Annotated in this window: 28 protein-coding genes and 1 riboswitch; of the genes, 10 read left to right on the forward strand and 18 right to left on the reverse strand. The window is 65.1% G+C overall.

The window, feature by feature from the left end; translation table 11 throughout:
• Positions 1–9 precede the first annotated feature (9 nt).
• Both trmB and FDP28_RS09820 read right to left on the reverse strand, forming a co-directional pair.
• Positions 10–915 carry a tRNA (guanosine(46)-N7)-methyltransferase TrmB gene (gene trmB, locus FDP28_RS09815; protein ID WP_144661210.1) on the reverse strand — a complete coding sequence of 302 codons (906 nt, stop codon included), beginning with the start codon at positions 913–915 and terminating at the stop codon, positions 10–12.
• Between the two features lie 70 nt (positions 916–985).
• A complete protein-coding gene (locus tag FDP28_RS09820) occupies positions 986–1,246 on the reverse strand; it encodes a ribbon-helix-helix domain-containing protein (RefSeq protein WP_144661213.1) in 261 nt (86 codons plus the stop codon).
• 66 nt (positions 1,247–1,312) lie between these two features.
• Here FDP28_RS09820 and FDP28_RS09825 point away from each other — a divergent pair, with 66 nt between their 5' ends.
• Positions 1,313–2,590, forward strand: coding sequence for a CynX/NimT family MFS transporter (locus FDP28_RS09825; RefSeq protein ID WP_144661216.1), 1,278 nt, complete (start codon positions 1,313–1,315; stop codon positions 2,588–2,590).
• A gap of 74 nt (positions 2,591–2,664) precedes the next feature.
• Here the strand turns inward: FDP28_RS09825 and FDP28_RS09830 are convergent, their stop codons facing one another.
• Both FDP28_RS09830 and FDP28_RS09835 read right to left on the reverse strand, forming a co-directional pair.
• Positions 2,665–3,957 (reverse strand): MFS transporter, encoded by a 1,293-nt coding sequence (locus tag FDP28_RS09830; protein WP_144661219.1) that lies wholly within the window; start codon positions 3,955–3,957, stop codon positions 2,665–2,667.
• Between the two features lie 15 nt (positions 3,958–3,972).
• Positions 3,973–5,190 carry a M20 metallopeptidase family protein gene (locus FDP28_RS09835; protein WP_144661222.1) on the reverse strand — a complete coding sequence of 406 codons (1,218 nt, stop codon included), beginning with the start codon at positions 5,188–5,190 and terminating at the stop codon, positions 3,973–3,975.
• A gap of 140 nt (positions 5,191–5,330) precedes the next feature.
• On the opposite strand from FDP28_RS09835, the gene FDP28_RS09840 reads away from it, so the two are divergent.
• The gene (locus FDP28_RS09840) at positions 5,331–6,368 is read left to right on the forward strand and encodes an Lrp/AsnC family transcriptional regulator (protein WP_144661225.1); all 1,038 of its coding nucleotides are present in this window, start codon (positions 5,331–5,333) and stop codon (positions 6,366–6,368) included.
• On the opposite strand, the gene FDP28_RS09845 is transcribed toward FDP28_RS09840, so the two are convergent.
• Together FDP28_RS09845 and soxR are read right to left on the reverse strand one after the other, a co-directional pair.
• Complete coding sequence (locus tag FDP28_RS09845; RefSeq protein WP_260842416.1) at positions 6,365–7,093, reverse strand: SAM-dependent methyltransferase; 729 nt, start codon at positions 7,091–7,093, stop codon at positions 6,365–6,367. The two genes, FDP28_RS09840 and FDP28_RS09845, sit on opposite strands and share 4 nt — an antisense overlap.
• A 72-nt stretch (positions 7,094–7,165) precedes the next feature.
• Entirely contained in the window at positions 7,166–7,621 is a 456-nt protein-coding gene (gene soxR / locus FDP28_RS09850) for a redox-sensitive transcriptional activator SoxR (protein WP_144661228.1), read from the reverse strand.
• Positions 7,622–7,687: 66 nt separating this feature from the next.
• Here soxR and FDP28_RS09855 point away from each other — a divergent pair, with 66 nt between their 5' ends.
• Together FDP28_RS09855 and FDP28_RS09860 are read left to right on the forward strand one after the other, a co-directional pair.
• Positions 7,688–9,091, forward strand: coding sequence for an MFS transporter (locus FDP28_RS09855; RefSeq protein ID WP_144661231.1), 1,404 nt, complete (start codon positions 7,688–7,690; stop codon positions 9,089–9,091).
• A gap of 349 nt (positions 9,092–9,440) precedes the next feature.
• Positions 9,441–11,162, forward strand: a complete 1,722-nt coding sequence (locus FDP28_RS09860; RefSeq protein WP_144661234.1) for a DEAD/DEAH box helicase — start codon at positions 9,441–9,443, stop codon at positions 11,160–11,162.
• A gap of 74 nt (positions 11,163–11,236) precedes the next feature.
• On the opposite strand, the gene FDP28_RS09865 is transcribed toward FDP28_RS09860, so the two are convergent.
• The 5 genes from FDP28_RS09865 to FDP28_RS09885 form a co-directional block, all read right to left on the reverse strand.
• A complete protein-coding gene (locus FDP28_RS09865; RefSeq protein ID WP_144661237.1) occupies positions 11,237–11,887 on the reverse strand; it encodes an MBL fold metallo-hydrolase in 651 nt (216 codons plus the stop codon).
• 4 nt (positions 11,888–11,891) lie between these two features.
• On the reverse strand, positions 11,892–12,896 hold the full coding sequence (locus FDP28_RS09870) for an aldo/keto reductase (RefSeq protein WP_144661240.1): 1,005 nt from the start codon (positions 12,894–12,896) through the stop codon (positions 11,892–11,894).
• A 74-nt stretch (positions 12,897–12,970) separates the two neighbouring features.
• Complete coding sequence (locus FDP28_RS09875; RefSeq protein ID WP_144661243.1) at positions 12,971–13,357, reverse strand: DMT family transporter; 387 nt, start codon at positions 13,355–13,357, stop codon at positions 12,971–12,973.
• Between the two features lie 2 nt (positions 13,358–13,359).
• The gene (locus FDP28_RS09880) at positions 13,360–13,674 is read right to left on the reverse strand and encodes a DMT family transporter (protein WP_144661246.1); all 315 of its coding nucleotides are present in this window, start codon (positions 13,672–13,674) and stop codon (positions 13,360–13,362) included.
• Positions 13,675–13,683: 9 nt separating this feature from the next.
• Positions 13,684–13,749: riboswitch (guanidine-III (ykkC-III) riboswitch) on the reverse strand.
• Positions 13,750–13,798: 49 nt separating this feature from the next.
• Entirely contained in the window at positions 13,799–14,410 is a 612-nt protein-coding gene (locus FDP28_RS09885; protein WP_144661249.1) for a HutD/Ves family protein, read from the reverse strand.
• A 97-nt stretch (positions 14,411–14,507) separates the two neighbouring features.
• On the opposite strand from FDP28_RS09885, the gene FDP28_RS09890 reads away from it, so the two are divergent.
• Entirely contained in the window at positions 14,508–15,104 is a 597-nt protein-coding gene (locus FDP28_RS09890; RefSeq protein ID WP_144661252.1) for a phosphoribosylanthranilate isomerase, read from the forward strand.
• Between the two features lie 336 nt (positions 15,105–15,440).
• Positions 15,441–15,842, forward strand: a complete 402-nt coding sequence (locus tag FDP28_RS09895; protein ID WP_144661254.1) for a YccF domain-containing protein — start codon at positions 15,441–15,443, stop codon at positions 15,840–15,842.
• Here FDP28_RS09895 and FDP28_RS09900 read toward each other — a convergent pair.
• The 7 genes from FDP28_RS09900 to FDP28_RS09930 all read right to left on the reverse strand — a co-directional run bounded on the left by FDP28_RS09900 (position 15,839) and on the right by FDP28_RS09930 (position 23,507).
• Positions 15,839–17,494, reverse strand: a complete 1,656-nt coding sequence (locus FDP28_RS09900) for a sialidase family protein (protein WP_144661256.1) — start codon at positions 17,492–17,494, stop codon at positions 15,839–15,841. The genes FDP28_RS09895 and FDP28_RS09900 overlap by 4 nt on opposite strands.
• Before the next feature lie 10 nt (positions 17,495–17,504).
• Positions 17,505–18,269 (reverse strand): 2-phosphosulfolactate phosphatase, encoded by a 765-nt coding sequence (locus FDP28_RS09905; protein WP_144661258.1) that lies wholly within the window; start codon positions 18,267–18,269, stop codon positions 17,505–17,507.
• 5 nt (positions 18,270–18,274) lie between these two features.
• Positions 18,275–19,144, reverse strand: a complete 870-nt coding sequence (locus FDP28_RS09910) for a DUF4031 domain-containing protein (RefSeq protein ID WP_144661260.1) — start codon at positions 19,142–19,144, stop codon at positions 18,275–18,277.
• 132 nt (positions 19,145–19,276) lie between these two features.
• Positions 19,277–20,611: an FAD-binding oxidoreductase gene (locus FDP28_RS09915; RefSeq protein ID WP_144661262.1), complete on the reverse strand. Its 1,335-nt coding sequence runs from the start codon at positions 20,609–20,611 to the stop codon at positions 19,277–19,279.
• Positions 20,612–20,713: 102 nt separating this feature from the next.
• The gene (locus tag FDP28_RS09920; RefSeq protein WP_144661264.1) at positions 20,714–21,595 is read right to left on the reverse strand and encodes a hypothetical protein; all 882 of its coding nucleotides are present in this window, start codon (positions 21,593–21,595) and stop codon (positions 20,714–20,716) included.
• Between the two features lie 89 nt (positions 21,596–21,684).
• A complete protein-coding gene (locus FDP28_RS09925; protein ID WP_144661266.1) occupies positions 21,685–22,335 on the reverse strand; it encodes a response regulator in 651 nt (216 codons plus the stop codon).
• Positions 22,332–23,507, reverse strand: coding sequence for a sensor histidine kinase (locus FDP28_RS09930; protein WP_144661267.1), 1,176 nt, complete (start codon positions 23,505–23,507; stop codon positions 22,332–22,334). The genes FDP28_RS09925 and FDP28_RS09930 overlap by 4 nt, the downstream gene beginning before the upstream one ends.
• 360 nt (positions 23,508–23,867) lie before the next feature.
• On the opposite strand from FDP28_RS09930, the gene FDP28_RS09935 reads away from it, so the two are divergent.
• Genes FDP28_RS09935 through FDP28_RS09950 form a run of 4 tightly spaced genes read left to right on the forward strand, consistent with a single transcriptional unit; the run spans position 23,868 to position 26,941 of the window.
• Complete coding sequence (locus tag FDP28_RS09935; RefSeq protein ID WP_144661268.1) at positions 23,868–24,278, forward strand: TOBE domain-containing protein; 411 nt, start codon at positions 23,868–23,870, stop codon at positions 24,276–24,278.
• Entirely contained in the window at positions 24,275–25,057 is a 783-nt protein-coding gene (gene modA / locus FDP28_RS09940) for a molybdate ABC transporter substrate-binding protein (RefSeq protein WP_144661269.1), read from the forward strand. The genes FDP28_RS09935 and modA overlap by 4 nt, the downstream gene beginning before the upstream one ends.
• Positions 25,058–25,064: 7 nt before the next feature.
• Entirely contained in the window at positions 25,065–25,874 is an 810-nt protein-coding gene (locus tag FDP28_RS09945) for an ABC transporter permease (RefSeq protein ID WP_144661270.1), read from the forward strand.
• Positions 25,871–26,941 carry a sulfate/molybdate ABC transporter ATP-binding protein gene (locus tag FDP28_RS09950; protein WP_144661271.1) on the forward strand — a complete coding sequence of 357 codons (1,071 nt, stop codon included), beginning with the start codon at positions 25,871–25,873 and terminating at the stop codon, positions 26,939–26,941. Before FDP28_RS09945 ends, FDP28_RS09950 begins: the two co-directional genes overlap by 4 nt.
• Positions 26,942–26,957 lie beyond the last annotated feature (16 nt).

Consider the following 26,957-nt stretch of genomic DNA (forward strand, 5'->3'; position numbering starts at 1 on the left):
GTCCGTTGGCTAAAGCTTGCGGTACGTAAGGTCGAAGATCATGCGGCCGGCCTCGTGTGCCTTGTTCTCGAAGCTGGTTCGAATGCGGCCTTCGAATCGCGGCGCCCAGCCGCCCTCCTGGTCCACGCCCTCGTTAGGTCCGGTGTGCTCCGTGCTGACGGGTGCCCGGCCTTCGCGTACAGGCGCGCCACCCACAACGGATTCGACGCCGGATTGCCACACTTGCGTCAACGGGCTCTCCTCGCCGCTGCGCTCGCCTTCGTGCATGTTCTCGAACTCCGTGGACCCTGCCAGGACTTCCCGGACGTGGACTGCATAGTTGGACCAGTCGGTGGCGATCCTCCAGTAGCCGCCCTTTTGCAGCGCCTTGGCGGCAACAGAGGCGAAGGCCGGCTGGATGAGGCGGCGCTTGTGGTGGCGGGCCTTGTGCCAGGGGTCGGGGAAGAAGACCCAGAGCTCGCTGACGGAGCCTGGGGGAAGCATGGATTCGAGGACCTCGGGTGCGTTGGCTTCCACCACCCTCACATTGGTCAGTCCGCGGCTGTTGATCTTGATGATGGTGTTGGCAAGGCCCGGCGTGTAGACCTCGACGGCAAGGAAGTCCTTGTCCGGGTTCTGCTCGGCGGCGTGAACAACCGCGTCACCCAGTCCCGAACCGATCTCCACGATCAACGGCGCTTTGCGTCCAAAAACAGCCTCGGCGTCGAAGGTGTAATCCGGGTGCACGGACGTGTTGGCCACGTGACGGGGAACCTGGACAGCCCAGCGCTCGGCGTGCTCTTCCCACGCCGCCTGCCTGCGTCCCTGGAGGCGGGTGCCGCGGCGCACGAAACTGACCGGACGGCCACCATAGGTTCCGAAGGAAGCCTGGCTGCCAGGAGTTATGGGGCGTGGGGTATCTGGGGTTTCACTCATGTCCATTCAAGAATACTTTGCGCGCGCTAAGCACGGATGCCGTGCTTAAGCGCAGATGCATGCGCCTGCACTACGCCGCGCTAATCCACGCCCGGACGGCTGCGCGGATCGCTTCTGAGCGGCTCAGGTGATCATGCTCGGCGCGGGCAGAGAGCTGCCGAAGCAGCTCCGCGTCCATGCGTACGGGCACCACTTCGCCGGGGCCCTCGCCAACCGGGCGGCGGCCACGCTTGCGAAGTTGCTCAGTTGGGTATCCGCGCTCGGCCTCGTCAGCCCAGGCTTGGATCATCTCAGGGGTGACTGGTGCACCATTGATCCGCTCAGCACTCATGTCTAAATCGTATTACGAAATTGAGGGTCGGGAAAGGGCGTGCGACGGCCTGACAGAATAGGACGTGTGACCTCCTCCCAGAAGCCCGCCGCAACAGAGAAATCCGTCCTGCCCGAGATCGCCGTGGACGCGGAGATCGATGACGAACCCCCAGCGGACCCCACCCAACTTCGGGGCAAGAAGGGCCTGGCATACCTTGGCATCTGCCTTGTCCTGATCGGCCTGAACCTGCGAACGGTCTTCTCGAGCTTTTCAGCGGTCCTTCCCGAAATAACGTCCGACGCCGGTCTGCCGGGCTGGTCGCTGGTGGTCCTCACCACGGTGCCGGTCACCTTGTTGGGCGTGTTCGCGCCGCTTGCCCCAATCCTGGCCCGGAGGTTTGGTGCAGAAAGAGTGCTGCTCGGGGCCATGGCAGTCCTCACGGCGGGCCTTCTGCTCAGGCCGCTGGATATCCCAGGGGCCGGGCATCTCCCCGCACTTCTGGCCGGAACCGCCGCGTGCGGTGCCGCGATCGCGCTGTGCAACGTCCTTCTCCCCGGGGTGGTGAAGAGGGACTTCCCGCACCGCCTTGGCCTGATGGGTGGCCTCTATACGACGGCAATCTGCGCGTCAGCCGCGCTCGGTGCCGGATTCACGTACCCGGTCTTCACGGCAACCGGCCACTGGACATCGGCGCTGTGGTTCTGGGTGGTGCCGGCCGCCGTCGTGCTTTTGCTGTTCCTTCCGCTGGCAATCCGCCAGCCGTCCACGAAGCACCAAGCCATGCACGGAGGCGTGAACGTGTGGCGCTCGGCGGTGGCTTGGCAGGTGACGATGTTCATGGTGCTGCAGGCGATGATGTCCTTCAGCGTGTTCGCGTGGATGGCACCCATCCTGCGTGACCGCGGCATTGACGGGGCAATGGCCGGGCTCATTGTGTCGGTGTCTATTGTGTTGCAGATGCTCGGCTCCCTGTTTGCCCCGGCCCTGGCGACGCGTTTCAAGGACCAGCGGATCATCAACATGGTGGTGGCCCTGATGACCGGAGGCGGCTTCGCGCTGACAATATTCGGGCCCACGGAACTCATCTGGGTATGGACCGGTTTGAACGGGCTGGGGCAGGGTTCGCTGACGGCGGTCGCCCTGACGATGATCATGGTCCGGACCCGGGATGCCCATACTGCCGCGCACCTGTCCGGGATGATGCAGGGGGTTGGCTATGGGCTGGGCTCCACGGGGACGCTGATGGTGGGCCAGTTGCATCAGGCAACGGGAGGCTTCGCGGCGGCGGGGATCCTGTTCCTGGTGGTTGGTTTGCTTGCGGCGTTCTTCGGCTACCGCGCAGGCCGTGACCGCTTCGTTTAACCCAAGTAGGGGACAGCTAACGGCCCAGTGAGCGGTCAGTGGGCCGTTAGCTGTCCCCTAGTTGGGGGAGGGGGTTAGACGGTCAGGTCCTTGCCCTTGGTTTCGGGGATCGTGAACACGAACGCGATGCTGATCACCAGCAGGACCACGGCATAGACGTTGAACAGGTAACCGTGACCGATCGTGCCCAGCCACGTCTGCAGGTACGGCGCCGTTCCACCGAAGGCCGCGACGCAGATGGAGTACGGAACGCCGACGCCGACGGTGCGGATGTGCGTCGGGAAGAGCTCCGCGTACACGGCCGGAACGATCGCGGCGCTGCCTGCGATGAAGAACAGCATCACGGACATGGACACCGTGAGCTGCCACGGGGAATCCTTCAGCAGCCACGTCATCGGGAAGTGGAGCAGCGCAGCACCCGCGGAGGACATGATCAGGACGGGCTTGCGGCCGATACGGTCCGAAAGCTTGCCCCAGAATGGCAAGGCAGCGATGAACACCACGTTGGCAATGACGCCTGCCCAGAGCGCCGCTCCGCGGTCCATCTTCAGGGCGGTTGCGGCGTAGCTCGGGGCCACGACGCCCCAAATGTAGTAGACCACCGTGAGGCCAACGGTCAGCCCGATGACCTGCAGGGCCTGCTTGCGGTACTTGACGATCTGCGGCCACATCGGGGCGCGCTTTTCCTTGGGTGCCTCTGCCTCGAACGCTTCGGTTTCCTTCATCTTGGCCCGCATGATCAGGGCGTAGATACCCAGCGCACCACCGATCAGGAACGGAATGCGCCAGCCCCAAGCGCTCATGTCATCCTTGCTCAGGACGGCCGTGAGGATCGCGCCCAGCAGCGTGCCGGCCAGGATGCCGGCGGTGCCGGAGGTGTAGATGAGGGTTGCCCAGAAGCCGCGCTTCTCCTTGGGCGCCATCTCGGACAGGTACGTTTGCGACGACGGCAACTCGCCACCGTGCGCCAAGCCCTGGATGAGGCGGGCCACCAGCAGCATCACGGATGCGAAGGCACCGACCGCCGCGAAGGTGGGGGCGATACCGATCAACAGGCTGCCCACGGCACCCAGCGCAACGGCGATGGTCATCGAGGTCTTGCGGCCGATCCTGTCACCGATCCAGCCGAACACGAAACCGCCGAAGGGACGGGCAACAAAGCCGACGGCGAAGATCGCCAAGGTGGACAGGACAGCTGACGTGGGGTCGGCGCTGCTGAACAACGCGCTCGCGATGAACGGCGAGAACGTGGCGTAGATGGCCCAGTCGTACCATTCAACGGCGTTGCCGATGCCGGTGCCGACCAGGGTGCGGACATGCGATGTGTGGACCTTGGCGTCGGGGGACGTTCCAACGGTGGTGGTCATGGGGTTCTCCAGGGGTTAGTTGCCGGCGAGGGTGGCGATGCGGGACACGGCGAGTTCGGCATAGAGCGCCGCACCGTCGGTGAGGACGCCGTCGTCGAACGTTGCGTACGGCGAGTGGTTGAAGGGCGACGTCGTGTGGTCGGCTCCGGGGGCGACGGCACTGAGTCCGACGAAGGTTCCGGGAACTTCGGCGAGGACGCGGGAGAAGTCCTCCGAACCGCTCAGGGGAGTGGCGATCCGGGTGTGCCTGGACTCTCCGAACATTCCGGCGATGACGTTTTCCGCGGTGGCCGTTTCGTCGTTGTTGTTGATGGTGAGGGGGTATTCCTCTTGGTAATGCACGTCAGCCTCCAGGCCATGGGCTGCGGCGATGCCGTGGAGCAACCGGGGTACTGTCTCCATCATCTTCCGCCTGGACTCTTCGGAAAAGGTCCGGATGGTGGCTTCGATCCTGGCGGTCTCGGGGATCACGTTGCGCATGGTTCCGGCGTGAAGGACTCCCACGGTCAGGACTACGGGATCGAACATGTTGAACTGCCGGGTGACCATGACCTGGAGCGCGGTGACCATTTCGGCTGCGGCCGTGACGGGGTCCTTGGCCGAATGCGGGGCTGATCCGTGGCCCCCGGCGCCCAGGACAGTTACGACCAGCCCATCGGAGGAACTGAGCATGACGCCGGGCTTGGTGACGAACCGGCCGTGCGGTTCCAGGGAAGAGAAGACGTGCATGCCGTAGGCGGTGTCGGCGCGGCGGCCGGCGGCATCCAGGACGCCTTCCTTGATCATGTAGCTGGCGCCGTCGAATCCTTCTTCGCCCGGCTGGAACATGAGGATCACGTCGCCGGCCAACTGGTGCTGCCTCTCGGCAAGGAGGGTGGCGGCGCCGGCGAGCATCGAGGTGTGCAGGTCGTGGCCGCAGGCATGCATCGCGCCGTCCACACGTGAGGTGTAGTCGACGCCCGTGGTCTCCTGCACGGGCAATCCGTCCATGTCCGCCCGGAGCAACACCACGGGCTTCTCGGCCGAAGCGTGGGCCGCGCCACCGCGCAGAACCGCGGTGACCGACGTCGTCTCTTTGCCCAAGGTGATCTCGTACGGGAGTCCGTCCAGCGCCTTGAGCACCTTCTCCTGGGTGCGGGGGAGTTGCAGGCCGATCTCCGGTTCGCGGTGGAGGTCGTGGCGGAGGCGGACGATGTCCTCCTGCAGTTCCTTGGCGTCGGCGACGATGGTCATGATTCTCCTGGATCTATCCGGTGATGGTTTCCTCATGCCATTGTGGGGTGACCTGCTTCACACGCTTGAAAACAACTGTAAATATGCATAGCTGGGTCTGATTAAGCAGGATTCATGCGTCGCTTTGGGATAATCAACTCATGGAACTCAGCGAAGAAGATTTGCGCCTGGTCAACGCGCTGCAGATATCGCCGCGGATCAGTTGGTCCGACGCCGGCAGCGTCCTGGGCGTCCACGCCACCACACTCGCCTCGCGCTGGGACCGCCTGAGGGCTGCCGGCGCCGCCTGGACCACGGCACACCTGATGGGTGATCCCAAGGACATGTGCCTCGCCATGGTGGATATCGACTGCGAAATGCACTTACGTCCGGACGTCACGTCCGCGGTGGCGCAGCTTCCCGAGGTAATCACCGTGGAAGAGGCCGCCAGCAACCGCGACCTGACGCTCACGGTGATCACCCAGGACCTGGAACAGTTCAGCACCCAGGTGTTGCCCCGGCTCAAGGAAATCCGCGGACTCACGAAGTACCACACGGCCTTGTGCACGCGGATCCACACCAGTGGCTACGCCTGGCGTTTAAACGTGCTCAGCAAAGCCGAACAACAGGCTTTGCGGGCACTCGCGGGCCCTGAGGCCGGCAATCCTTCAGCCCTGGATACCGTCGTGGCGCCCCTGCCCGAAACACACCTGGCGCTCATTCCGTTCCTCGCCCGCGACGGCCGCGCCACGGCCGCGGAGATCGCCCGTGCCCTGGGCCGCAACCCGGCCACGGTCCAGCGCCAACTCGGGCGCGTCTTGGCCAGCCGGATGCTGTCCTTCCGCTGCGAAATAGCCCAGCAGTTCTCAGGGTTCCCCATCACCGTCCAATGGTTCGCCAACGTCCCGCCCGGACAACACGAAGCCGCCGCCACCGAACTCAGGGCCATCCGCAACATCCGCTTCTCCGCCTCCACCACGGGCCGGACAAACTTCACCATGATCATGTGGCTGCGTTCGCTGGCGGACGTGATGGAAATGGAGCTCACTATCCAACAGCGCATTCCGGGCATCGAGCTTGTGGAAAGCGTGGTGATGCTCAATACGGCCAAGCGGGTGGGGTGGATGCTGCATCCCGATTCGACCGCCACGGGAACCGTGGTTCCGCCCTATGGAGAGCTGTTGCCTGCGGGTATCTAGGCGCGCTTTGTCGCCCTCAGGACTGTGTCCAGGGTGGTTCCGGATTCGCCGTTCGGGCCCGATACGGTTCGTTTCCTGTCCGTCAACACGTTCACGAACCACGGCTCGCGGTCCAACCGCAGCGCTCCCGCCAGTTGCTCAGGAGTGAAGAACATTCCGGGTTCGTGGTGGTGCTGGCTCCAGGAAGGGAGGCCGTGGGGGTGATGGCCCACCACCAGCAACGTACCGCCGGGGGCGACGGCCGCAGCCGCTGAACTGACCGAATTGCGCCACGGCAGCAGAGGCGAGTGAAGGAACTGTGCCGAGACCAAGTCAAAGTCCGGCTGCGGTTCCCACTCGGTGAGGTCTTGTTGCTGCCAGGTGATCCGGTCGGCAACGCCTGCTTCGTCCGCATGGGCTGCTGCCCGTTCAAGCGCGACGGCGGACACATCCAAGGCGGTCACGGTCCAGCCCTGCTTCGCGAGCCAGATGGCGTCGCCGCCTTCCCCGCAGCCAAGATCAAGGGCTTTGCCGGGCGTCAGGTCCTGGGCTTCGGCCACCAGCTGTGGGTTCGGATTTCCGCTCCAAATCTTGGCCCGCTCCCGGTACATGCCATCCCACATGTCCACTGCGTTTTCCGCGTCCTTGTGGAGGTTCAGCCCACCCTGCTGGGCACCTTCATGGCGGGCGCCTTCGTGCTGGTCGCCGTGCTGGTGAGTGCCGGCGTCGTGCGTGTGTTCAGTCATGACCCAAGCGTGCCAAGAGGCTCCAGCGCAAGGCAATGCCTGTTGCCGTTTCGGCAAGATCGAACAGGTGGGCTACGCCGGCGCGTTCCATCGCTGGGCCCCGGCCCCGGCGGCGCCGAGCTCGTCCGACGGGTTCTGCAGCGTGCACGACTTCAAGCTCAGGCAGCCGCAACCGATGCACCCATCGAGATCGTTGCGAAGGTGCTGCAGCGCCGCGATCCGCGCATCCAGTTCCTCCCGCCAGCGCAGCGACAACCTGCTCCAGTCGCCTTTGGTGGGCGTGCGCCCTTGCGGCAAGGAATCCAGGGCGTCCCGGATATCCTTCAGCGGCAGGCCCACCCGCTGCGAGGTCTTGATGAACGCCACGCGCCTCAGGGTGTCCCGGCGGTATCGCCGCTGGTTTCCGGCCGTGCGCTCGGCTTCGATGAGCCCGTTGCGTTCGTAAAAGTGCAGGGCCGACGGCGACACTCCGCTGCGCTCGGACAGCTCACCGATGGTCAGGGGTCGGTGCGCGGGGGCTGCGGACATGGAACTGCTTCCGGTAGGGCGTGCTGGATTGACCTCAACATTAGTTGAGGTTTTAGGCTGGCGTCCATGACCCCTGACACCTCAACGGCCGGAATCCTGGGCCGCCCTTACCTCCTGGCTACCGTGGGAGCCTGCGCACTGGTCTTCCTGAGCGCGTTCGAATCCCTCGCGGTGACGACCATCATGCCGCTCGTGAGCCGGGATCTGGACGGAGCCAGCCTCTACGCGCTGGCTTTCGCCGGGCCGCTGGCTACCGGCGTGATGGGCATGGTGGCGGCAGGCAACTGGTCCGACCGGCGAGGTCCCGCAGCGCCCCTGTACTCCTCCGTGGGGTTGTTCGTGCTGGGCCTGCTCATCGCGGGAATGGCGGGAAGCATGGAGGTCCTGGTGCTCGGGCGCCTGGTGCAGGGCCTTGGCGGCGGCGCGATGACCGTGGCCCTCTACGTTTTGGTGGCCCGCGTCTACCCGCCCGGGCTGCACCCCAAGATCTTCGCCGCCTTCGCCGCGTCCTGGGTGGTTCCTTCCCTGGTGGGTCCCTTCGCCGCCGGGGTTGTGGCGCAGTTGAGCAGCTGGCACTGGGTGTTCCTGGGCGTCGTAGGCCTGGTTGTACCGGCGTTGCTGATGGTGGTGCCAGCCGTGCGGGGGATGGATTCCGAACCCACTGCCGAGACGGTCCCGTGGGCATTGGGGCGTATGGGATGGGCGGCGCTCGCGGCCCTTGCGGTGCTCGGACTGAACCTGTCCGCAGAGGTTCCGGGCGTTGGCGGGGTGATTGCCGTCGTCGCACTTGTCCTTGCATTGGTGGCCCTGCGGCCGCTGGTTCCGCGCGGGACGTTGACCGCCAAGCGGGGTTTGCCCAGCGTCATCCTTACCCGTGGTCTGGCGTCTGCCGCGTTCTTCGGGGCCGAGGTCTATCTGCCATACCTGCTGACGGAGCGCTATGCCTTCACCCCGACGTTCGCCGGGCTGACCCTGACGGGGGCTGCGCTTGCGTGGGCGGGGGCGTCTGCGATCCAGGGGCGGCTGGGCACCCGGTTGGCCGATGACCGCGCGATCAAAATCGGCGCCGCGCTGGTGCTGGTGGCCATCGTCCTTACCTTGGTGACGGCAAGCTTTACCTTGCCGGCAGCCGTAGCGATTGGTGGCTGGATCCTGGCGGGCGGAGGGATGGGGCTTATGTACCCGCGGCTGTCCGTCATGACGCTGGCACTGTCCAGCGAGGAAAACCAGGGCTTCAACAGTGCGGCCATGTCGATTTCCGATTCCCTCGGCGGCGCGTTGTCTCTGGCCGCCACGGGATTGGTTTTTGCGGCATTCACGACGACGAACCCGTTTGCGGGGGTCTTCGCGCTGACGGCGGTGATCGCCGTCGTCGGGGTCGTCATTGCGCCGAGGGTCGCCACCCGGGCCTCCGCATCCGCGCCCCGGACCGACTCCGAAAGCCACCTCTCACTGACGCAACCCAACTAGGGGACAGCACATGTCGCAATGAGCGCTCATTGCGACATGTGCTGTCCCCCAGATGGGCGCGAGTGAGCGGGCGCAACGCTGCCCGATGCAAGGCTTCACCCGGGACACTGCTAGAATGGAAGGACTTGATGTGCGGTGACGCCCTGAAGGCTCGCTCGGAAGAGCGTGCGGCAGGGCATTTTTCATGTGAGAGGCACATCCTGCGTCGATGAACGCGTTCCATTTGGTCCCGGCCACCGCTGTTGCAGCGAACCGGTAGACCACCTGACTTTTCCTCGGCGAACCCCTGGCCCAACCGGCGTCGGGGGCCGATGTCCGCTACTGGACACCGCCCGAAAGACATGAAGTAATGACTACTTTTGCTGCCCTTGGCACGCCCAAGGCAATTGCTGAATCCCTCGCCGCAGACGGCATCGAAGAAGCATTCCCCATCCAGGTCAAGACCTTGCCGGACACCCTCGCCGGCCGCGACGTCCTTGGCCGTGGCCGCACCGGCTCCGGCAAGACCATCGCTTTCGCCATCCCGCTGGTGGCCCGCCTGGCCGAGCGCGAGGCCGGCTACTTCCGCAAGCCCGGCCGTCCCATGGGCCTGGTCCTGGCACCGACCCGCGAGCTTGCGACCCAGATCAACGCAACGGTCGAGCCGCTGGCCAAGGCCATGGGCTTGAACACCACGGTGATCTACGGCGGCATCTCGCAGGCACGCCAGGAAAAGGCGCTGCGTGCCGGCGTCGACATCGTCATCGCCTGCCCGGGCCGCCTCGAGGACCTGATCCGCCAGCGCATCCTGACCCTCGAAGCCGTTGAGGTCACCGTCCTGGACGAGGCCGACCACATGGCAGACCTCGGCTTCCTCCCGGTGGTCAAGAAGCTCATGGACATGACCCCCAAGCAGGGTCAGCGGTTGCTCTTCTCCGCGACGTTGGACAACGGTGTTGACAAGCTGGTCAGCCGTTACCTGTCCAACCCGCTGACGCACTCCGTGGACGATCCCCAGGCCGCTGTCACCACCATGGAACACCACGTCCTGGTGGTCAACGACCAGACCGTCAAGAAGCAGCTCATCGTGGAACTGGCCTCCGGCGCCGGCCGCCGCGTCCTGTTCATGCGGACCAAGCACCACGCCCGCAAACTTGCCAAGACCCTCACGGACGCCGGCATCCCCGCCGTCGACCTGCACGGAAACCTGTCGCAGAACGCCCGCGACCGTAACCTTGCCGAGTTCTCCAACGGCGACGTCCGCGTCCTGGTGGCCACCGATGTCGCGGCCCGCGGCGTGCACGTTGACGACGTCGAACTCGTCATCCATGTCGACCCGCCCACAGAGCACAAGGCCTACCTGCACCGTTCCGGCCGTACGGCCCGCGCAGGTTCCGACGGCACCGTGGTCACGCTGACGCTCCCCGAGCAGCAGCAGGACGTCAAGAAGCTCATGAAGGCTGCAGGCGTGGACGTGTCGTTCGAGCGTGTCACGGCCAACTCCCCGTTGGTTGCCGAGCTCGTGGGCGAGATCGCTGACAAGGTCGACCCCCGCACCCGCGCGGCCCTGCTCGCTGCCAAGCTCCCGCAGCAGGGTGGCGGAACGTCCACCGGTGCCAACGCACAGCGCAAGCGCGCCCGCCGTTCCGGCCAGGCTGCCCCGACTGCTGGTGGCCGTGGTGGTCGCGGCGGACGTGGCAAGGTTTCGGCCGAGCCGGTCCGCACCGACGTCAACCGCGCCGAGCGTCGCGCAGCAATGAACGACGACGTCGCCCGCAACTCCCGCGGTCGCGGCAAGTCGGGTGCCACGCACCGCAACGACGTGCCGGGTTCGCAGGGACAGGGCAGCCGCAGTGGCCGTCCGGCTACCGGGCAGCGCTCAGCTTCGGCTCCGCGTTCGGCCTCGGCCACCACGACGCGCAGCACCGGAAACAAGGCTGTTTGGTCTTCGAACACCGGCGGTACCTCGGGCGGATCCTACGGTTCGGGCTCGGGCAACTCCGGCCGTGGTGGTTCCGGCTCGGGTCGTCCGGCCCGCAGTGGCCCCCGTCGTGCGTCGGCTCCGGCCTCGAACGAGCGCCGCGGCCGCTGAGGTCCAGTTGTGAGGCCCGCTCTGCGTCCTATTCCTTGGGTTTAGGGCGCAGAGCAGGCCTCGCAACGCGTGCACTACCAGCCCCGGGCGCGCCACTCTTCCAGATGTGGCCGCTCGGCTCCGAGGGTAGTGGGCAGCCCATGTCCCGGGTGCACCACGGTGTCATCCGGGTAGGCGTCGAACAGGCGTTCCGTCACGTCGTTCAACAGTGACGTGAAGCGTGCGGGATCGTTCTGTGTGTTGCCGACGCCGCCCGGAAACAACGAGTCGCCACTGAAAATGTGGGCCGGCCCGTCCGGATCCTGGTAAACGAAGGCGATCGAGCCCGGGGTGTGTCCGCGCAAGTGGACTGCCGTGAGCTCGAAGCCGTCGAACCGCTCAACGTCGCCGTGACCAAGCCGGATGTCCACCGGAACCGGCAGCGCATCGGCGTCGTCCGCTCCTGCTGAGGTGATGGCCCCGGTCGCTTCCACCAGCTCTGCCAACGCACGGACGTGGTCCCAGTGCTGGTGGGTGGTGGCGATCCTGGCCAGCTTGGTGGGCTGGGCGGAGTCGGCAGCGGAGTCCGCCAGGAGTTGCTGGATGGCCGGGAGGTCGTCTGCAGCGTCGATCAACACCTGTTCGCCTGTGGACTTGGAGGTCACCAGGTAGACGTTGTTGTTCATTTCGCTGACGGAGATGCTGCGGATAGTGACGTCGCGCAGTGAGTGAATAAGCGAATCCATGATGTCAGCCTACGTGGTCGGCTTCACGGCCTTGCGAGACCCAGTTGGGGTCGGCGGATCGTGAACCGACGACGGCGGCTGCAGCGTGGTCGAGCACCTCAAGCTGCGCTGTTCCCAGTTGCACGGACAGCGCGCCAAGGTTCTCGTCGATCCGGTGCGCCTTGCGCGTGCCGGGGATGGGAACGACAGGGATGCCAATACGGCGGCCCTGCTCAAAGAGCCAGGCCAAAGCAACCTGCGCCGGGGTAGCTTCAAGTTGCGCGGCTACCCCGCGGACTGCGGCCACCACAGCCTGGTTCGCATCAAGTGCCTGCTCGCCAAAGCGCGGGATCTTGTGCCGGAAGTCATTCTCGCCAAGGTCATTTGCGCTGACGGTTCCCGTAAGGAACCCGCGGCCAAGCGGCGAATACGGCACGAACCCAACGCCAAGCTCCTTGGCTGCAGGCACAACATTGAGCTCGACATCCCTGCTCCAGATGGACCATTCACTCTGGACCGCGGCAATGGGATGGACGGCATTGGCCTGCCTGAGCTCCTCGGCTGTCACTTCCGACAAACCGAGGTGCCTGACTTTGCCCTCACGGACCAGCTCCGCCATGGCCTCTACGGTTTCCACAATCGGAACGCGGAGGTCACGGCGGTGCATGTAGTAGAGGTCAATGACATCAGTGTCCAGCCGGCGGAGGCTCGCTTCCGCCGCTTGCCTGACGTAGGCGGCATCCCCGCGGACGCCCGAGTAGCCGTCCGCGGGGTTGCCCTCAATCCCGAACTTGGTAGTGAGTTGAACCTCGTCCCGGCGTTCCTTGAGTAGCCGGCCGACGAGTTCCTCGTTGCTGCCCGCGCCATACACATCCGCTGTGTCGATGAACGTGATCCCGGCGTCCACCGCATGCCTGAGTGTTTGCAGGCCTTCTTCAGGATCGATCCCGCCATAAACGGGGGTAAGGGCCATGCCTCCGAATCCGAGGGGGCTGACAGTGAGGCCATCTCCGAGCTGAACTGCAGTCATGAACGTCTCCAATGCGCGCGTTTTGGGTGCTCTTGAAGGCGGCAACTCCAGGGTGCCGGAGGGTATTCCCTGCCCTAGTCGGCCTTTGCCGGGGTTTTTCCGGACGTGCCGGAGGGCAACGCCTTCAAACCTGCGGCACAGCCCACGATGCCCGCGATGAACAGCAGCTTCAGCGGGCTAGCCGCTTCCACGCCGGTGATCATTGCCCAGCCAACGGTCAGCGCCGCGCCGATACCCACCCATACGGCGTACGCGGTTCCGAGCGGGATGCGTTTTACGGCCACACCCAATCCGAGCATGCTCAGGACGGCGGTGACGGCGAAGACGACTGTCGGCAGGGGTTGCGTGAAGCCGTTGGAGAGACCCAAGGCGGTGGCCCACACGGCTTCCAGCAGTGCTGATGCCAGGAGGATGACCCAGAAGATTCCGGTGTTCTGTGCTTTGTTTGCCTGTGCAGTCATGGCTACGCCACCACCTTCAGGCCGACCACGCACGCGCCGATGCCGGCAAGCAGGAGCAACCGGGCCGTCGTCGTGGGTTCAACTTTGGTAACCATCGCGTAGGCCGCGGTCAGCACCACGCCGACGCCGACCCAGACGGCGTAGGCCGTGCCGGTCGGAATGGTTTGCATGGCGATCGCGAGGCCGCCCATGCTCGCGATGACTGCCACCAGGAAGACAACTGTGGGGACAGGCTTGCGGAAGCCTTTGGAACGGTGCAGGGCTGCGGCCCAGACGGCCTCGAGTGCACCGGAGAAAATGAGAATTAACCACGACATGACATTTCCTTTGGCCAGTCTTGTCGCGTGCCGGGTACTGAACCGTCGTCCGGAGGTTCCAGAGCGGAACCTTCATTTCAGGCTAGCAACTCCCGCGCGGGGTGGCCACTTGTGGTGGCGAAGGTCACCCGACGTGGTCGATCGAGATGACAGCCACAAAGCCCCGGCCGGAGATCTCGGGACTGCGGGTGTCTGAGCCAACTACGGTGTCATACCGTGACAACTCAACGGGTTCGGCCGCGCTGGTGGCCGCTTCGCCGCCGTCGGACTCTTCCGCGGCCCCGGGCGCAACAGTCGCTTTGCCCTCCAACAGGACCGCCAGCTGCCCTTCGAATACCGGGTGCGGGCGCTTCTTGGAGATCTCCACGATGGACGTGTAGCCCTTATAAGCACCCTGGCGTGCGATGACGTTCAGGTCCCGGATATCGCCGGTAGGCAGGGTGGCCGAGGACGCGGCCTCGCCCGAGAAACGGAATGGGCGGTACTTCTCCAACGGGTGCTCGGAGCCATCGACGGTCAGGAGCAGCAGTTCGCCGTCGATGATGGTGATGACCCGCTCCATGCCCGGGAAAACGGAAAAATCGCCCGCTGTGGAGACGTCCGCGATGCTGACCCGCCAATCCCACGCGCCGTCCTGAGCGGAGGCGGCTTGTGGATGGCTTGCGATCTCACGCGTCACACCGCCCCCATTGCGCCACGGCTCGGGACGGACATCGGCAAAGCGGATAATCTCCATCCGACCAGCCTAGTGGTGGACGCCGTTTCTCCGGTGGCAACGCGGCTTGCTAACGTCATATGTGGAAAACGTTGCGGGGATTGCTGGGAGGCGCTGGATGTTCGTCAAAGTGTGCGGCTTGAGCACGCCCGAATCCGTGCGCGAAGCCGTCGACGCCGGTGCGGACGCCGTCGGTTTCGTCCTCACCGCCAGCCCGCGTGAAGTCAGCCCGGACCAGGTCCGCATTCTGCTTCCCTTGGTCCCTTCTTCGGTGAAGCCCGTGGGGGTTTTCCGTCACGAGTCCGCCGCCGATGCCGTGGATACTGCCCGCGCCGCCGGCCTCGAATGGGTCCAGCTTCACGGTCACCGCACTGCCGACGACGTCAAAACAGTGCACGACGCCGGGATGCGGGTTATCAGGGCCGTCACCATGGGTGCCTCCCCGGACGCATTCGCTGACCTGGGCGAGGATGTTTTCCTGATCGATGCTGCCGTGCCGGGGTCGGGGGAGTCCTGGGACTACGCGTCCGTTCGCGAAAAGGGGCTCGACGGCCGTGAATGGTTGCTCGCCGGTGGCTTGGAGCCTGGCAACGTCGCCTTCGCCGCCGCGGCTGCAGGGGCCTGGGGCGTGGATGTTTCCTCGGGCGTTGAATCGTCGCGGGGTGTGAAGGACCTGGCCAAGATCCGCGCGTTCGTCCAAGCCGCCAAAGCCTGACCCTCTCTCACATCCCCTTGGGTTGAGCCGAGCCCTCTCTCACGTCCCCCTGGGTTGAGCCGATCCCTCTCTCACATCCCCTTGGGTTGATCCCGGCCCTCTCTCACGTCCCCTTGGGTTGAGCCGAACCCTCACTCACGTCCCGATTGGTAGTGATGGAGGGTTGGGGTGATGGTGCGGGGATGTGATGGAGGGTTGGGCTGAAGTGGTGGGGATGTGATGGAGGGTTGGGGTGATGGTGTGGGGATGTGATGGAGGGTTGGCGGGGCAAAGTCAGGGGAAGTTCAGGGCAGACCCCGAGCCCTTTTGTCGGGGCCACAGGGCAGAATGAAGAGTATGAAAACGCTGCTCAACATCATCTGGCTTGTCTTCGGTGGCTTCTGGTTGGCCTTGGGGTACTTCGCGGCTGGAATCATTTGCTGCGTCCTCATCGTGACCATCCCATGGGGCATCGCATCGTTCCGGATCGGCGCATACTGCCTGTGGCCTTTCGGGCAGATGGTGGTGGAGAAGCCGGGCGGATCCGGGGTGTTCGCGCTCCTGGGCAACGTCATTTGGTTGCTGGTGGCGGGCATCTGGATTGCCATCGGACACGTCGTCACGGCGTTCGCCATGGCCATCACCATCGTGGGAATTCCGTTGGCCATCGCCAACCTGAAGCTGATCCCGGTATCGCTCATGCCCCTCGGAAAGCAGATCGTGCCCACCAACCAGCCGTTCGTCAGCTCCTACCGCTAGGAAACGACAACCGATCCCGTCCGCAGATCAATCTGGAACGTGCGCTCCCGACGCACCGACCCGCCGTCGGCCTCCACCGCGAAGCAGAGTTCCAACAAGTCCCGAGCGAGATCTGGTGCGGTGATCGTGTACGTCGGCGTGAAGTAGAGGGCGTGTTCACCGGGCTGCAGGTCCGCCGACGGGAAGTCGGCCGGGTTGCGGTGCGGCCCTTGAAGTTCGACGCCGGTCATCGCCTTCCCGGAGCAGTTGCGGGCGCGTCCGGTGAAGGCAAGGATGTCTCCGGCTTTGTAGCCCGGGATAATGGAGCCGTAGTTAAGGTCTTGGGCCTCCCGGGTGCCCAGAATCTGATCGCCGGTGTAGCCCTGCCCGATCTCCTTCCACGTTTGTACGTCCCATTGATCTCCGCCCGAGGAAGGGATCACGTGGAATTCACCGGCGTTCTGCCACGAAGCGGGCCTGCCTGGGGTTACGGAGCGCAGCTCCATGTCGAAGACCAGGCCTGTGAGCTGAGCAGCCGAGGAAGGCCGCGAGGAAAGTTGTTCAGTGAGCTGCTCAGCGGGGATGGAAGCGAACACGATTTCCCTGTAACCCTGCCGCTCGTAGAGCACGCCGATGTTGCCGTTCGGCAGCCGCGTCACCGTGGAGTACGCCGAGCTGCCGGGGCACACCACCAGCTTGGCTGGCCACGTGGCGCCGTTGTCCGTGGAGAGGCTCAGGACAGTGTTCCGACGCAGATGAGGGTCGTGGTTATTGCTGGCGAGCAGCCACGTCGCGCCGGACGCGGCATCCCCCACGTCTACGCCAGGCAGTCCGTCGAAACGGGCCAAGGAGCCGTTGTCGCTGGGATCCGGGAGTTCCGGTACAGGCTGCAGGGGGCTCCAGGTCTGCCCGCCGTCCTCGGACACGGCAGAAATCCGGCACGGTGTGGCCCGGGAATGCAGGAGCAACCGGCCATCGTCCAGGCACACAACCTTGTTCTCATTCGGCCCTGCTCCTGCCTGGCCCGGGCCGATCAGATCACCCAGCTGCCATGTCTCTCCGTGGTCGTCACTGAACGCGGAGGCGGCCCTGATGGATCCGTCCACCAAGAGCACGTACTGCTGGACCAGCCTGCCCGCAAAGGGGCCGGTGTGCAGCTGGATGCCTTGCCCCGCGGCGGCAAAAAGCCCGGCAATCCCGCGGTTCTTGAGCTGTGCGGTGAGCCGACGGTGGTGCCAGGTCCCGCCGTCGTCGTCTGAATAGCTGACGTCCGCATGCTGCACGTCGTCCTCCGGCTCCAAGCCGGTGGCGGATTCAAAGAAGCCCGCGTGGGTACCGGCAGCGTGGAACATGAAGATGCGCCCGGTCTGCGTGTTGACCAGGAGGCTCGGATCGCCGTATCCCTGCAGCCCTGTGCCCGTGCGGACCACCTGCTGCTGCTCCCACGTAGCCCCGTTGTCATGGCTTCGCCGAAGAAGGAGATCGATGGGGTTCGGGAGGTCATCCAGGTTGGGCCGGCCGTCGTAGGCAGCGAGCACGGTACCTCGCGTACTGATCGCGAGGGCCGGGATCCGGTACTGGCGATAGCCGCCAGTACCCCGAACGGCCAGGACATGCTCGGCGGTGGGAACGGCCAAAGGGTACGGATCATCCGCGAAGAGGTAGGAGGTCACATCTCCTAGTCTAGCTCGCGGGAAAACCCCTAAAACAACCGTCCTCCAGCGCAGCAACCACTGAACTGCCATCCAGCTCGGCCGCAATCGCAACATCCCCCGCGTAACCGGCGTCGACCAGTTCGCGACCACTCGAACAACCCCGTAAAACAGCGTCCAAATGGGGTTCTGCAGCGTCGAAGGCTGCCCCGGCAGCTGCGGCCTCGGGGGAGAAATTGTGCCGGCCTGCTGCTGCCAGTCCGGCGAGAAAAGCGCCCGCTCCGAGTTCGTCCTCCAGCGCCGGCCGCAACGCGCCATGACGCCACGCCTCACCCGCCGCAATTACGGCGATTACGGCGTCAGCGGGCAACGCGGAGTGCACCCAGTCGGCAGTTGCAGCGGCATTCCGCAGAGAGACCGCAACCACCTGTCGCGCCGAGGAAGCGAGCTCATGGCTGATCGTGGAGCCGTTGGGGGAGGGCAGGACCACCCGGTCCAAGGTGTGCGCCGCGCGGAGACTCCGGGGCGACAAGCTCAACCCCTCGGAGCCTCGCGGACCCGCCAGTGAAGCACCGCGATGCGCCGCGAACTCGCTGGCCCCGGCATCGCGCATGGGATAGGGGAAGACCTGCGCCCCGCGGTCGACCGCAACGCTGACGCACGTGGTGAACGACAAAACGTCAACCACCACCGCGAGGTCGGATCCCGGCACCACCGCACGCGCGCCGTCGAGCCCCCATTCGAACCGCACCGAGTACGGAAGTTGCCGCTGCGCAGCCCCTGGTTCGCTGAGCATGAGGCTCACGCCAATTCGGCGGCGAGGTTCCGGCGGGCGGTGTCGAGCCAGAGGCCCCGGGCGCGTTCGCTGTGGAACAGCGGGTCCAGGTCCAGTAGGTGACGTACGACGGCGGCCCGCCCCTTGGCGAAGTCGGCGTCACTGACGTGGGCGTAATCTTCGCGGACGGCGGCCAGATATCGTGCGTACGACTGTTCGTCCCCTCCCAGGACGGAGAGGTCCGCATCGCAGAGCAGGGCGCCGGCGTGGTCACCGGGTTCGGGTTGGTGGCTGGACGTGAGCCGCACGAGCCGGGCGACCTCGGCCACATCAGCCGGAGCCAGGCCGGCCAAGGTCAGGCGGTTTTCGGCAAGGAGTGCCGACTCTTCCTCATCCTGCCCGGCGACGCCTTCGTAAACGGCATCATGAAACCAGGCAGCGAGCGATACTGTGCGGGCGGGCAGGGCAGGTTCCGTCAGGGTGTCCAGGGCTTCAAGGACGGCCAGCAGGTGGGTCCGGCTGTGGTATTTCCGGCCGTTCTCACCCCACCGTTCCAGCAATTCGAGGCCAAGTTCCTCGTGGCCCGGATACGTGGTATTCCAGCGTTCCAGCAGGGGAACGGTCAGCGCCTTGCTGCGTTCGCGGGCGGGGATGCGCAGCCCGCTGGCAATAAGTTTGCGGACCAGGATGCGGGCTTCGACGGGGATGGCCCCGGCCTGCACCAAATCCTCGTAGCGGCGTTCCGGGACGTCGTAGTGGTCGCCGTCGAAGGCCCGCCCGGGTACGCCCGCGGCCGCTGCGAAGGCATGCAGCTCATCCAACGACGTGTCCGACACCAAGTGTGAGAACACCGTTCCGTGGGCCGGCCACAGGGGCGGATCGACGTAGATAGCCATGGCCAAAGTGTAATCCCGGCGATCCTTCCCAGTTGCCGCCCGTCGGGACGTCTACCGCCGTGCTTGCCGTCCCGGAGACAGGGGCGCCAGTGCTCTTGCCGTTCGTGGCAACTGGGAAGGAGTGGGCAGCCCTCAGTGTTCCGCCGGCAGGATGTTCTGGTTGCCGCGGAATACGTTGTCGGGGTCGAATTGGCCCTTCACCAGGGAAAGCCGACGGTAGTTCTGTTCACCGTAGGCCGCCATGATCCGGTCCTGGCCCTCGTCGCCGATGAAGTTCAGCCAGACACCGCCCGTGGTGTGGGGTGCGATGTCATGCCGGAACTGCTTGACCCAGGCCTTGGCTTCCTGCCCGCCTTCCCGGGTTTCCGCGAGCCCGAACGGGTGGCTGACCCACGCCGCACCCCGGTTCTGCAAGGGAGTGTTCGCCGCGGCGGGTCCGGATACGGCGCCACCCCAGCGCGCTACCAGCTGCTGCGAATGTGGGCCCGGGAGGCGCTGGGCGGAATCGACCAAGAGGTCCAAGGCGACGTCGCTGAGTTCGTCGTGGTAATCGGCGCTCCAGTAGTTGTAGTGGTCCGGGGGATCGTCGATCATGCACTGGAAGTCCGCGTAGCCCATGGGCGAGACCAGATCCACTGCAGGGCCAAGCTCGCGGAACGGCTTTGCATGTTCTTCGCCTGCTTCCACGGAACCCGCATAGAGGTAGGCCATACCCACCGCCAGCTTGCCCACCAAGTCCTCCGGGACGAACTCTTCCGGGGGAGCGGTGAGATAGACCAAAGCGGTTCCGACGGCGTCGGGCGCTTCCAACGCGATGCTGCGGAACGCCCGGGAGAGATCAAGGGCGTCTTCCCCCGGGAACAACATGAGCCCGGCCATCACGGTGGGACCGAGGTCATGCAGCGCGAAGGTCAGGGACGTCGCCACGCCGAAGTTGCCGCCCCCGCCGTGGAGCGCCCAGAACAACTCCGGGTTCTCATCCTTGTTGGCGGTCACGTGCTCCCCCGAAGCAGTGACGAGGTCAACAGACACCAGGTTGTCACACGCGAATCCGTAGCATCGCTCCAGCCACCCTGAGCCTCCACCCAGGGTGAAGCCGGAGACACCTGTGGTGGACGCCCGTCCCCCTGTGACCGCCAGCCCGTGCTGCTGGGTGGCACGGTCGAACTCGCCCCAGGTAACGCCGCCGCCTACCGTCACAGTCTTGGCTTCGGGGTCAACGCTGATGGACTTCATGGGGCGGACGTCAACCACCAGTCCGCCGTCGTTGGTTGACATGCCCGCCACCGAGTGACCGCCGGACCGTACGGCGACGTCCAGATTGTGGTTGTGGGCGTAGCGGAGGGCCTCGGCTACTTCGCCGGGATCCGTGCATTTGGCAATGACAGCCGGCTTTCGGTCGATCATCGCATTGAAGAGTTTCCGGGCCTCGTCATAGTTCGGGTTGTCCGGTCGAATCCATTCCATGGGACGCTCCTTCGCGCCTGAGACTCTCTCCCTGGAACAGGGTACTGCGGTCCCATCCGGCGGGCTATGGCTGGAGCTTACGGAATGCTTTCGGCGCCAGGATCAGCCCAGCAGAACCTTCGCCTTGGCCGCGGCATCGGCGCGGATCTGTTTGACGGCCTCCACCTCGGGCTCCAGTTCCTTCATCCGCGTGGTCAGGTATTTATCCAGCACGGCGGTAATCTTCGCATCGAACCCTGTGCTCTGACGGCAGGTGGCATCCGTGACGGCGATCTTCAGCTCCTTCTGTCCTCCTGCTTGGAGACCGGCAGAGACGGCTTCTCCGGGGTGGCTGTAGGGGAACGCTGTGGTGGACATGCATTCTTTCCAGGAGTTCACAGCCGCCTGGATCTCCGGATCCTGGCCGGCAGCGTTGGTGGCGACCATCAGGGAGTTGAAAGCCAACCCGGTGGCCCTCATGTAGTTGTCGGCATTCCCGTAGATCGCGGTGACTCCCTCGGCCGTGCACCCTCCCCAGAGCATCCCCGTCCCGGCGGAGGACTGGACCACATTTTGTTCAGGGTTCCCGCCTCCGTGCAGGGCCTGCTGAAAGCCGGGATCGGCCATGAGCTTTCCCAAAGTGGAGTCCGGGGCAGGCTCACCTGGTCGCTTGGGCTTGGACGAGGCGTAGCCGGAAATCCGCGCAGTCTCAACCGTGAGCGTATCGAAGCCCACGTAGTTCTTGAGGTCCACGGACTGCTGCCCTGCCGATACGGGTGTGTAGTCGTAACCTGCCTTGGCCATGCACCGCCGGACGGCTTCGGCCACTCCTTTTTCGGCCACCGGGTCCGCCGAGGCAAACTGCTCCGCGGCAAGGGTGGTCCCGGATACAGGATGGTCCGCGGGCTTGGTCAGCATGGATGACACTCCCGGAGTGGCAGCGGCCGCCAATGTTGCGGCTGCGCCAGCGGCAAGGATCAGTGCCCCAATGGATTTCTTTTTCACTGTTTCTCCTTCATGACGGATTATCGTCGATTTTTGGCAATGCGGTGGCTGACCCTGGTGGTTCCAGGGCCTGTTTGGAGCTTGGAAAATCAGGCGATCAGCTTGTTCTGGTAAGCGAACGCGACCAATTGGATGCGGTTTTTGAGGTTGAGCTTGGACAAAATGTTCCCGATGTGGGACTTCACAGTGGCATCACTGAGCACCAGGGACGCGGCGATCTCCCCATTGGCCAGGCCCTGCGCTGCGAGCATGAACACGTCCTGCTCACGGGCCGACAATGGCGCCAGGACGGCAGTGTTCGACTCTGCGGGAGTGGTGTAGTCCCTGAGCAGTTCATTGGTGGCCGAAGGCGCCATGACCGCATGGCCCGAGTGAACGGTGCGGATGGTGGCCAGCAGGAACTCCGGTGTCGCATCCTTGGTGAGGAAACCACCGGCACCTGCCTGGATGGCGCGGACAACGGCTTCGTCGTGCTGGATGGTGGTGAGCACGATGACCTTGGTCCTGCCCTTGCCTTCGGTGATACGCCGGGTGGCCGTGATCCCGTCCATGACCGGCATCCGAATGTCCATCAGCATGACGTCCGGCTCCACGGCCCCTGCAAGTTCAATGGCCTGCTCACCGTCGGTGGCCTCACCCACCAGGTCCAGATCCGGCTGGCTGCGCAAGATCATCTTCAGGCCGGCGCTGAACAGGGGTTGGTCATCCACCAAAGCGACGCGGATCGGTGATTCATTCATGGCAGGATTGCCTCCACTTCGAAGAGCTGACCGTTAGTGGCCGTCGTGAGTTGCCCGCCCGCCGCCGTCGCGCGTTCCCGCATCCCCGGGATGCCGCGTCCGGTTCCCGACGTCGGTACTTCCGTGCCGCCTTCGGCCAGCCTTGAACGGACCTTCAGGCGCAGGCCGCTGGGGTCGCGGGCGACGGTCACCACTGCGCCGGCGGTCCGGTCGCCGTGCTTGAACGCGTTCGTCAGGCTTTCCTGCACGATTCTGTACACGGTGAGATCCTCTACCGGCGACAACTCTTCCAGCCCGCTCGTCTGCAGCTCAACGGGCATGCCACTGCTTTGCAGGTGGTGGACCAGGACGGGTAGCTCAGCGGCTCCCGGGGCTGGGCCTTCCAGTTCGGAACCGAAGCTTTGAACGAGCCGTCGGGTTTCCTGAAGGGCACTCCTGGCCGAGGACGCAATGACCTGCGCCGCTTCCTCCACGAGTTCCGGCTCGCTCCTGTGGACGTAGCGGATACCCTCGGCCTGCGCTGTGATGACGGCAAGGGAATGCGCCAGGACGTCGTGCAGCTCGCGGGCGATCCTGTTTCGCTCCTGTTCAATCACCAAGGCACTGGCAGTAGATTCGAGCTGTGTTTCAGCCTGTTCCTTGGCCAGCCGGTTGGCAGCGGCCTGGCGGACCGACGCAGCGGCAGCCCAACCTGCGAGGTTGAGGGCAGAGAATGCCGCGAACACCAGGAAGGCGTAGACCGCTACACGAAACGGGCCGGCATCGGAGAGCTGCTTGCCGAAAACGAAGTTGATCCACGAAGGGTCGGCGAACCAGTTCACGGTGACCAAACCAGCTGCGGCCACAGTAGCTATGGGCAGGGGCCAACGTTGAGGTTCGTTCCAGCCGAGAGCCGCGAAAAAGAAGAGCACGGGCAGGCAAACATAGGGGATAGCGCCGGACAACATGACGTTCGGAAAGATGCCGAATGCCTGCAAGCCCAGAGCTGCGAACGCGAAGATCACGGCCGGGACGGGGATCAGTTCCGCGGCAGCAACAGCCGCAGTCAGCGCCACCAGCAGGGCGCTCGCTGAGTCAAAGCTGCGCTCCTCGAGAATCAGGAGGGCCACGAGCATGCCAAGGCCGGCAAGCGGTGCGGCTGCGGGGCGGAGCGCCTGGATCCGTGGGGTCATGCTTCAACCCTAGGGTGGGCTGCCCGGGCTTTCGCGTTGTTTGGCCCAGGTTCATCCGGGTGGGGGAGCAAGTTCGTCCGAGGTGCGGAGGCGTTGGCGGGGAAACGACGACGCCGGGCCGCAGCTTTCGCCGCGGCCCGCACCCTTTTCCGCCCTTCGCGCCAGAGCTTACGGGTGCATTCCGCGGGTAAGGGTGCGCACCATGCGCGGAAAGGGTGCGTCACGCGTCACCAGGTGCGCCAACGCAACCCCATGCCACGACTCCAGCCACAGCCAGTGCCCACTCACAACCGAAAGTCACATTGCGTTTGCGGGCGAAGACGTTTCTTCTAGACGCAAATACGGAACTAGACTCAATCCATGCCGCAAATACGTATATCCGAGGCCGCCCGTTTCCTCGGCGTCAGCGACGACACCGTCAGGCGTTGGACGGAGAACGGGACGCTGACGCCGCAGAAGGATGCGGCAGGGCGGCTCGCAGTGGACGGGCTGGAGCTCGCCACCCTTGCGCGGGACCAGTCGCACCTCCCGGACGACCCCTCACGCGCCGGCAGTTCAGCCCGGAACCGCTTCATCGGCTTGGTCACCGGGATTACGGCGGACAAGGTCATGGCGCAGGTGGAGCTCCAGTGTGGTCCGTTCCGCGTGGTGTCCCTCATGAGCAGCGAGGCCGTGCGGGAACTCGGGCTTGAGCTTGGTTCGGTGGCCACCGCCGTGGTCAAGGCCACCACTGTCATCATCGAAACACCCCAGGGAAAGAGCATCATATGAACCGCGAACCCCTTACTGCAGTGCTGCTGGCCGGGGCATTGGCAGCGAGCGTGGCGGGATGCGCCCCAGGCGCGAGCCCAACGTCGCAACAAGGCACCTCACCTTCAGGCGAGATCACCGTCTTTGCGGCCGCGTCACTCAAAGGCACGTTCACGCAGCTGGCCAAGGACTTCGAGTCAGCGAACCCGGGCACAAAAGTGAAGCTGAGCTTTGCTGGCTCCTCCGATCTGGTCACGCAGATCACCCAGGGCGCACCGGCTGATGTCTTCGCCTCCGCCGACACCAAGAACATGTCCAAACTGGCTGATGCGAACCTCGTGGAGGGCACTGCCACCAACTTCGCCACCAACGTCCTGGAGATCGCTGTCCCACCCGGCAATCCGGCGTCGATTGCTTCTTTCGCGGACTTGGCAAAGCCGGGCGTCAAAGTGGTCGCCTGCGCAAGCCAGGTGCCGTGCGGCGCCGCAACCGACGCCGTCGAGAAAGCTTCCGGAACCACGCTGAGCCCGGTCAGCGAGGAGTCGTCCGTGACGGATGTCCTGGGGAAGGTCAGCTCCGGTGAAGCGGACGCGGGCTTGGTGTACGTCACCGATGTGAAGGGAGCCGGCGACAAAGTGAAGGGCATCCCGTTCGCCGAATCGGACAAGGCGGTCAACACCTATCCCATCGCCACGGTAGGCTCCAGCAAGAACAAGGCGCTGGCGGCGGCCTTCATTGCCACGGTAACCGGGGACAAGGGCAGGAAGGTCCTGGGCGACGCTGGTTTCGGCACACCCTAGGGAGAATATGAAGACCACCACCGGCTATCACGGCATTCCGCGATGGATCCATGCCGTGGCAGCAGTGGGTGGCCTGCTGGTGGTCCTGCCGCTGGCGGCGATGCTGCTGCGCGTGAATTGGCCCCAGTTCATTCCCCTGATCACGTCCGAGTCGTCCCTCGCAGCCCTGGGCCTGAGCCTGCGGACTTCTGCGGCCAGCACGGCTCTCTGCATTGTGCTGGGTGTCCCGCTGGCCCTCGTGCTTGCCCGGGGCGAGTTCCCCGGCCAGAAACTCCTCAGGTCCTTTGTGCTCCTCCCGCTGGTGCTCCCGCCGGTGGTTGGTGGGATTGCGCTGCTGTATACCTTCGGGCGGCAGGGCTTGTTGGGGAAGACCCTGGAGGCCGCGGGGATCCAGATCGCGTTTTCGACCACCGCAGTGGTCCTAGCCCAGACATTCGTGGCCCTTCCGTTCCTGGTGGTCAGTTTGGAGGGCGCCCTGCGGTCGGCGGGCAGCAGGTATGAAGCCGTGGCTGCGACGCTCGGGGCCAAGCCCACCACGGTGCTTCGCCGCGTCACCCTTCCCTTGGTGCTGCCGGGGTTGGCGTCCGGGGCGGTGTTGTCGTTCGCGCGCAGTCTGGGTGAGTTCGGCGCAACGCTGACGTTCGCGGGCAGCCTGGAAGGTGTCACCCGTACGCTGCCGTTGGAGATCTACCTGCAGCGCGAGACCGACGCCGATGCCGCCGTCGCGCTGTCCCTGGTCCTGGTTGCCGTGGCAGTCGCGGTGGTGGGGCTGAGTTATGGCGGCCGGCGACGTGCACCAGAGGCGGTCCAGCCGTGAGCTTCGAGATGCGTGCCAGCCTGAAGGCCAGGAATTTCGAGATGTCCCTCAGTCTCGGGAACGGTGAAACCGTGGCCGTTCTTGGTCCCAACGGGGCCGGCAAGTCAACGTTGCTGGGGGTGATCGCCGGACTGTTGCGGCCCGACTCCGGCTCCGCGTCGATTGACGGGCGCCAGCTGTTCAAGCTCGACGCCGGTACTCGCCAATGGGACCCGCCACACCTTCGCGGTATCGCACTTTTGGCCCAGGAAGCACTGCTGTTTCCGCACCTGAATGCGTTGGACAACGTCGCGTTCGGCCCCCGCAGTGCAGGCGGCTCCAGGGCCGCTGCCCGGGAAACTGCCCGGCATTGGCTGGCCGAAGTCGACGCGTTGACGCTGGCAGGCAGGAAGCCGGCCCAGCTTTCCGGAGGCCAGGCCCAACGCGTGGCCGTGGCGCGGGCTTTGGCAGCCGAGCCGGAACTGCTGCTCCTCGACGAACCCATGTCCGCACTGGACATCCACGCCGCGCCCTTGCTCCGCCGGGTCCTGAAACGGGTTCTGCAGGACAGGAAGGCCATCATCGTCACGCACGACGTCCTGGACGCCTACATGCTGGCAGACCGGGTGATAGTCGTGGAAAGCGGCCGCATTGTCGAAGAGGGCCCGACGCGCCAGGTCCTGGAACGCCCCAGAAGCCACTTCGCCGCCGGGCTCGCCGGCCTCAATCTCGTCACCGGTGCCCTCAGCCGGGAGGGAATCACGACGCCGGGTGGCCGGGTTTTCGCCGGACAACACGATCCGGACTGGTCACCTGTGCCCGGCCAGGCAGGTGTGGCGGCGTTCCCGCCGTCGAGCGTTTCCGTTTTTCTCGGCGATGTCCACGGAAGCCCCCGCAATTCCTTCCCGGTGACCATTACGGACCTTGAACCGCACGGCGACCAGATCCGGGTCCGGGCAGGCGCCGGTTCGGACGGCACGTTGTCCGCCGACATCACGCCAGCGGCATCGGCGGACCTCGGCCTGGCTCCCGGCATGGAGGTGCGGTTCGTGGTGAAGTCCGCGCTGGTGTCGGTGTACCCGGCGTGAGGCCCGGTCCCGATCT

Source organism: Paenarthrobacter nicotinovorans, assembly GCF_007670255.1.
GTDB classification, from domain to species: domain Bacteria; phylum Actinomycetota; class Actinomycetes; order Actinomycetales; family Micrococcaceae; genus Arthrobacter; species Arthrobacter nicotinovorans_B.

Bases quoted from the DNA above. Each gene is read 5' to 3' on its own strand.
- FDP28_RS09945 (WP_144661270.1), top strand. From the start codon at position 25,065: ATGAAGACCACCACCGGCTATCACGGCATTCCGCGATGGATCCATGCC.
- FDP28_RS09910 (WP_144661260.1), bottom strand. From the start codon at position 19,144: ATGGCTATCTACGTCGATCCGCCCCTGTGGCCGGCCCACGGAACGGTG.
- soxR (WP_144661228.1), bottom strand. From the start codon at position 7,621: ATGTCCGCAGCCCCCGCGCACCGACCCCTGACCATCGGTGAGCTGTCC.
- FDP28_RS09895 (WP_144661254.1), top strand. From the start codon at position 15,441: ATGAAAACGCTGCTCAACATCATCTGGCTTGTCTTCGGTGGCTTCTGG.
- FDP28_RS09835 (WP_144661222.1), bottom strand. From the start codon at position 5,190: ATGACCATCGTCGCCGACGCCAAGGAACTGCAGGAGGACATCGTCCGC.
- FDP28_RS09855 (WP_144661231.1), top strand. From the start codon at position 7,688: ATGACCCCTGACACCTCAACGGCCGGAATCCTGGGCCGCCCTTACCTC.
- FDP28_RS09915 (WP_144661262.1), bottom strand. From the start codon at position 20,611: ATGGAATGGATTCGACCGGACAACCCGAACTATGACGAGGCCCGGAAA.
- FDP28_RS09870 (WP_144661240.1), bottom strand. From the start codon at position 12,896: ATGACTGCAGTTCAGCTCGGAGATGGCCTCACTGTCAGCCCCCTCGGA.
- FDP28_RS09935 (WP_144661268.1), top strand. From the start codon at position 23,868: ATGCCGCAAATACGTATATCCGAGGCCGCCCGTTTCCTCGGCGTCAGC.
- FDP28_RS09930 (WP_144661267.1), bottom strand. From the start codon at position 23,507: ATGACCCCACGGATCCAGGCGCTCCGCCCCGCAGCCGCACCGCTTGCC.
- FDP28_RS09830 (WP_144661219.1), bottom strand. From the start codon at position 3,957: ATGACCACCACCGTTGGAACGTCCCCCGACGCCAAGGTCCACACATCG.
- FDP28_RS09905 (WP_144661258.1), bottom strand. From the start codon at position 18,269: ATGCTCAGCGAACCAGGGGCTGCGCAGCGGCAACTTCCGTACTCGGTG.
- FDP28_RS09925 (WP_144661266.1), bottom strand. From the start codon at position 22,335: ATGAATGAATCACCGATCCGCGTCGCTTTGGTGGATGACCAACCCCTG.
- trmB (WP_144661210.1), bottom strand. From the start codon at position 915: ATGAGTGAAACCCCAGATACCCCACGCCCCATAACTCCTGGCAGCCAG.
- FDP28_RS09845 (WP_260842416.1), bottom strand. From the start codon at position 7,093: ATGACTGAACACACGCACGACGCCGGCACTCACCAGCACGGCGACCAG.
- FDP28_RS09890 (WP_144661252.1), top strand. From the start codon at position 14,508: ATGTTCGTCAAAGTGTGCGGCTTGAGCACGCCCGAATCCGTGCGCGAA.
- FDP28_RS09840 (WP_144661225.1), top strand. From the start codon at position 5,331: ATGGAACTCAGCGAAGAAGATTTGCGCCTGGTCAACGCGCTGCAGATA.
- FDP28_RS09820 (WP_144661213.1), bottom strand. From the start codon at position 1,246: ATGAGTGCTGAGCGGATCAATGGTGCACCAGTCACCCCTGAGATGATC.
- FDP28_RS09885 (WP_144661249.1), bottom strand. From the start codon at position 14,410: ATGGAGATTATCCGCTTTGCCGATGTCCGTCCCGAGCCGTGGCGCAAT.
- FDP28_RS09860 (WP_144661234.1), top strand. From the start codon at position 9,441: ATGACTACTTTTGCTGCCCTTGGCACGCCCAAGGCAATTGCTGAATCC.
- modA (WP_144661269.1), top strand. From the start codon at position 24,275: ATGAACCGCGAACCCCTTACTGCAGTGCTGCTGGCCGGGGCATTGGCA.
- FDP28_RS09875 (WP_144661243.1), bottom strand. From the start codon at position 13,357: ATGACTGCACAGGCAAACAAAGCACAGAACACCGGAATCTTCTGGGTC.
- FDP28_RS09880 (WP_144661246.1), bottom strand. From the start codon at position 13,674: ATGTCGTGGTTAATTCTCATTTTCTCCGGTGCACTCGAGGCCGTCTGG.
- FDP28_RS09865 (WP_144661237.1), bottom strand. From the start codon at position 11,887: ATGGATTCGCTTATTCACTCACTGCGCGACGTCACTATCCGCAGCATC.